The 5,383-nt window shown below is 57.0% G+C and carries 6 protein-coding genes; 1 reads left to right on the forward strand and 5 read right to left on the reverse strand.

Annotated elements, in window-relative coordinates; translation table 11 throughout:
* The 5 genes from FJY67_11155 to FJY67_11175 form a co-directional block, all read right to left on the reverse strand.
* Positions 1 to 199: quinolinate synthase NadA (locus FJY67_11155; GenBank protein ID MBM3330005.1), on the reverse strand; the 199-nt coding region annotated here is incomplete at its 3' end.
* 39 nt (positions 200 to 238) lie between these two features.
* Positions 239 to 829, reverse strand: coding sequence for a superoxide dismutase (locus tag FJY67_11160; protein MBM3330006.1), 591 nt, complete (start codon positions 827 to 829; stop codon positions 239 to 241).
* A gap of 129 nt (positions 830 to 958) precedes the next feature.
* Positions 959 to 2,470: a sodium:solute symporter family protein gene (locus FJY67_11165; GenBank protein ID MBM3330007.1), complete on the reverse strand. Its 1,512-nt coding sequence runs from the start codon at positions 2,468 to 2,470 to the stop codon at positions 959 to 961.
* A gap of 24 nt (positions 2,471 to 2,494) precedes the next feature.
* The gene (locus FJY67_11170) at positions 2,495 to 3,760 is read right to left on the reverse strand and encodes a replication-associated recombination protein A (GenBank protein MBM3330008.1); all 1,266 of its coding nucleotides are present in this window, start codon (positions 3,758 to 3,760) and stop codon (positions 2,495 to 2,497) included.
* A gap of 335 nt (positions 3,761 to 4,095) precedes the next feature.
* Positions 4,096 to 4,938: a hypothetical protein gene (locus tag FJY67_11175; protein ID MBM3330009.1), complete on the reverse strand. Its 843-nt coding sequence runs from the start codon at positions 4,936 to 4,938 to the stop codon at positions 4,096 to 4,098.
* 150 nt (positions 4,939 to 5,088) lie between these two features.
* On the opposite strand from FJY67_11175, the gene FJY67_11180 reads away from it, so the two are divergent.
* Positions 5,089 to 5,383, forward strand: a 295-nt coding sequence (locus FJY67_11180) for an ABC-F family ATP-binding cassette domain-containing protein (protein ID MBM3330010.1), incomplete at its 3' end; no start/stop codon positions are given.

The following is a 5,383-nucleotide window of genomic DNA, read 5'->3' on the forward strand; positions in this document are numbered from 1 at the left end:
CGAGCGAGTCGCCGGTGAAATCGGCTATCTCGAAAACCTCAGGGCGCTGATAATTGTGCGCCAGAAGAACCGCATTGCGCTCCCGCTTTAGGGACTCGATGCGGTCGAGTTGACCGGCCAGACGGTCGCAAACTTCGAGAGTATAGTAGTCAGGATCGGCGCGCCGTAATCTCTCCCGGAGCGCCATCGGATCGAACATTCTCAGCCTTGTGCCGGGTGGACCGGCCTCGCTTGAACTCTAACTATTGCCAAACCGCCACTGGACGTCGTTCCAGTTGACAACGTTCATGAAGGCCTTGGTATATTCAGCCCGGCGGTTCTGATACTTCAGATAATAGGCGTGCTCCCAGACGTCGAGCACAAGCAGTGGCGTTACGCTCCACTGCGAAAGATTCTGGTGCTTCTCGGACTGGAGGATGACCAGTTGCTGGGCGCCTTGCTGCTGGCGGGCGAGTATCGCCCAGCCTGAACCCTCGACAGCATTAGCCGCTGCGAGGAAGTGTGCCTTGAAGGCGTCAAACGATCCGAAATCGCGGACGATCGCCGTTGCAAGATCGCCGGTTGGGGCGCCGCCATTGGGGCTCATATTCTGCCAAAAGATGCAATGCAAAAAGTGTCCCGCGCCATGAAAAGCCGCTTCGCGCGACCAGTGTTTCACAAGGGCAAAGTCCCCGGTTTCGCGAGCCGAGGCCAGTTTCGCTTCGGCGTTGTTCAAGCCATCGACATAGGCCTTATGATGCAGGTCGTGGTGGAGGTGCATCGTCTGCGCGTCGATGTGCGGTTCGAGCGCCTCATAAGGATAAGGCAAATCCGGCAGCGTGTGAGGCAAAGTTATGTTCTCCCCTTAAATATTGTTTTATCGGGTGCAGCGTGCTCCGGACTTCCCGGCAGCAACTTGCACTCCTTACCCATAAGACGAATCCTAAAGGTCTTCGTTGGCCGCTTAACCGCCAAATCGTCAGTTTGGAGTCGAATTCGCACTCCGGGCTTGCTTCGGCCTTGTCAAATGATCGCCTCCCAACAGCAACAGCGACAATCCCAGCCCGACGAAGATCGGCTCAATGGTGAACGGAAAGGTCGGCACTGCCACCGTGCCCCGCACCAGAAACCATATTCCCACCACCGCCGGAGCCGCAAGCATATTGTGGATCGCCCAAACGGGGCGGAACTTCCAGCGGACGTTGTAAGAAAGTGCCAACGGCAACAGAAGCCCCGGCGTTCCAAGCGATCCCAACTTATGCCAGATTTCAACGACCGATTCACTCCAGAGCGCAATGCCTACAGCAAGACCGGCGGATAGTGCCAATCCGACTCGGGTCAAAGGCACCTCGTCGATCCTGCCGGCAAGCCGTTTCCACCGGCCCAAAAGGTCGTGCGCAAGGGTCGAGGCTGCGAGCAGACTGTTCGAATCGACAGTCGATTGGATCGTCGCCACCATCCCCACCAGAAAAAGACCTTTCAGTCCATAGGGCAAGGCAGCCTCACCCAAAAGCGGAAAGGCGTCGATCCCGGAGCGGCCCGGCCCCAGTATGGCCCTTGCGTAGAGTCCGGCGGTCGTCGTCATTAGGTCGAAAAGGAACCAAAGCGGAATTGAGAGGATGATCCCTCTTCGCGCCACTTCTGGCGTACGAGCAGCAAAGGCGCGCTGGTAAAAGGACGGCTCTATCAGTGCCGCCAGCGCAATAAAATACCAACTTATAATATAGCCGGTAGAATTGCCGCCGTGCCATCGGAAATGATCAGCCGGGACGTTCGCCTTAAGAAACTCCCATCCACCATAGTTTGCGATCAGCAACCCAACCACTATCGCAAAGACAACATACATCAAGACAAACTGGAGCCAATCAGTTCGGACGTCAGATTTGAATCCGCCAACCGCGATATAGGCCGTCGAGACGACCGCCGAAATTACGACGCCGATTGCCAGCGACAGCCCGAAGATAAGGTTGATCAGCACCCCCAGCATCAGGATATAGGCTGCCGGAACAGTCATCACGAAGACCCACGACGCACCGACCATCGCTGGTCCATTGCCATAGGAGAGGCGAAACTGGTCGGGGATGGTCAGGAGCCGCGAGCTACTGGCTCGGCCGGCAATGACGAGAGCAAAGATGAACGCCGCAAGGTAATAGGGAACGCCGAATACGAGCCAGTTGGAAAGTCCATACTTGTAGGAATACTCCCCAACGCCCAGGATTCCACCATACCAGGTTGAGACAGTTGTGGCAATCAGGGAGGGAAGAGTCAGCCTGCGTCCGCCAACGAGGAAGCCTTCAATGGTCGAGCGCTCTTCGCGACTCGCCTTGAGAGATAGCCCAATGATGAAGAAGAGGTAGGCGGCCAGAATGGCCAGGTCGATGTTATGGAGTATCAAGTGCCAAGTATCAAGTAGCAAGCGCAGGCCGGAGAGAGGATCTGCCCGAATGCCAGTCGCGCAGTCGAGGACGGATGCCCGGATTGCAATCTGCAATTCTCAATCGGCAATTCGCGGTCTTCACTTGTTTCTCTTCTTCCACCACGACTCAAGCCGTTCCTTGATCGCTTTCTCCGACCCGGCTTCGGTCGGACGGTAGTAGATTCGCTCCTCCAGGCCTTCCGGCAAATGCGTCTGCCCCGAAAAGCCGCCATGATCGTGATCATACTGATAACCTTTGCCATAGCCCTGCGACTTCATTAAGCCGGTTACTGCGTTACGTAAATGAAGCGGCACTGGGCGGTCGGGATCTGACTTCACATCGGCCTGAGCCTCCATAAGAGCGACATAGGAGGCATTGCTCTTGGGCGAGGCGGCGAGGTAAGTCACCGCCTGGGCTAGATTGAGCCGGGCTTCGGGCATCCCAATGAAGTGGCAGGCTTGATAGCAAGCCACCGCCAACACCAGAGCGTTCGGATTGGCATTGCCAATATCTTCGCTGGCTAGAACCACCATCCGGCGCGCAATAAACAGCGGGTCTTCTCCGGCGTCGAGCATTCGGGCGAGGTAGTAAAGCGCCGCATCGGGATCGCTGCCGCGAAGCGATTTAATGAACGCGCTGATGACATCATAATGATACTCCCCTTTCTTGTCATAACGGCCGCGACGTTCCATTAGGGCGCGCTCGACCAGAGCGGGCATGATCCGGGACGCTTCAGATTCACTATCGCTTTCGGATAAGGAAAGTTCAACGGCTACTTCAAGGCCGTTGAGGGCTACCCGGGCATCGCCGCCGGAATAGTCCGAAAGTGCTTCCAGAGCCTCGTCCGATAGCGAAACCCCTGCACTCCGCAGATCTTCATCGCCGGCTATAGCGCGCTCGATAATGGCCTTGATGTGCGCCGATTGCAACGGCTGAAATCGAAAGACCCGGCAGCGCGACAGGAGAGGGCCGATCACCTCAAATGAGGGGTTTTCGGTCGTGGCCCCAATCAGGATTATGGTTCCATCTTCGACCGAAGGCAGGAGCGCATCCTGCTGGCTCTTCGACCAGCGGTGAATCTCGTCGATGAAAAGGATCGTCTTCAGCCCGAGGCTGCGCACCGCCAAGGCTTGCTCGATGATCTTGCGCAGTTCGGGCAAGCCGCTTGAGACCGCCGACATTTGGACAAACTCAGACCTGGTGATACGCGCAATGATGCGCGCCAGCGTCGTCTTGCCCGAGCCGGGCTCGCCCCAGAAGATCATCGACGGGAGGTGGTCGCGCTCGATCAACTTGCGCAGGAGACCGTCCGGCCCGAGGAGATGCTCCTGCCCAAAGAACTCCTCGAGCGTAGCCGGCCGCATTCGTTCGGCAAGGGGGGTCACATTGAGCGGCGGTAGTGGGTAAGGTTAATCGAAGTTACGCCAATACTCAGAAGGTGTCGAAACAGAACGGAATCGATGGTGATGATGCAAAAACCCATACGTCCAAGTAGAATCAGATCTGAATAAGATGTGAGCCCAGAAGAACCGCTGACTCTCGGAACCTTTTGTTAACTGGTTATGTCCTGGTGACGCCACTTGCAGCAATGAGATGTCTATCTCTTTCGCAGAAGTCCCTTGGCTCGCCTTCGGTTGACACCCGGCAAAGTGTCACTTAGCATTTCATCTGAATAAGATACGAAATGGATGGAATCGACTCAAGCCCCCCCCTTCCGCACCCTGAACAGCAGCGCCGTCCAGGTCGCGTCGATCGAACAGACCTTGTAATCGACCAGCCCGGCGGCGAGCCCGGCAAGTTGGACGGTGCGCTGCGTCGGATTGGCGGGTTGCTTTCCAACCGCCTTGCGCGACGCTATCCAGATCGGCGACCGGCGCGCTGCCTCAACCGCCATAGGCATCCCCGCATCAAGGTCGCTCGCATCCCGGACGAACCACAAGCAAAGTTGTAGATTATCAGGTGCCGTCTTATGATCGGCAATCGTTTGGAGCGGCTCGCATATCGCTCCGTTAGGCAATGCCTGCAATAGAGTCTCCGGAATCAAATCGCCATTGATGAGGCCGACCTGCATCCCCGGCTTGATGCCTAACTTCTCCACTGCCGATCGGTGCGCAAACGGATCGAACACCGAGCCGGGCACATAGGGGTCAGACCCAAGCGGCTTGGTGTCCCGAAGGGCTGCGTTCAGTTCGTCCCACCCGACGCAAACGGCATCCGGCAGCAGTGCCTTGATCTTTCCCTGCCATTCGGGTGTCCCCCCGACAAAGAGGATCGGAATCCTCCGGGTGCCTTTGCGGATGCGCACTTGCAGCGCAAAGTCCCGGCTTTTGGATGGCGACCGGTCGAGACTGAAGACTAATGCCAGGGGCGAAACTTGCTCCAACTCCTTAAGAAAAGAGAGGCTTGCCGGAAACATTGCGATGGCAGGATACTCCATTTGGGACGCAAGAACCAGAGCCTCCTCCCGGTTCCAATGGATCAGCACCACCTTGCGACCCAGGTGAGGAGAATCTATCGCCTCAGAATGTTGGTGTATAACCATCTGAATAATATAACGCAGTTGACAGGCATAGTGTCTAATCGCTGCATAAAGCACTCCCAGACACCCCTTGCCTGTTTGTATTAGTCATTTGGGCGGGTTGAACTCAGGAACCCTCGAGTCCCAGCCGCCCGCCGCTTCGTATATTTAGGCATGTCCCTTCTACGGATCAACAACCTCACCATGGAGTTCGGCGGGCAGCGGTTGATGACCGGGCTGAATGCCGAACTGAACGCCGGCGACCACATCGGCCTCGTAGGCCCGAACGGCACCGGCAAGACGACACTCCTGCGGGTTATCATGCGCGAACTGGAGCCTGCCGGCGGACATATCGCCGTGCTGCCGGGTTTGCGCATCGGCTACCTCCCACAACAGGTCGATTATCCGGCTGGAATGACCGCGCGTGAAGTTGTTAGCGGTGGGCTTGGTGCGCTGCAAGGACTCGCAA

It is taken from the genome of Calditrichota bacterium (assembly GCA_016867835.1).
Lineage (GTDB): Bacteria > Electryoneota > AABM5-125-24 > Hatepunaeales > Hatepunaeaceae > VGIQ01.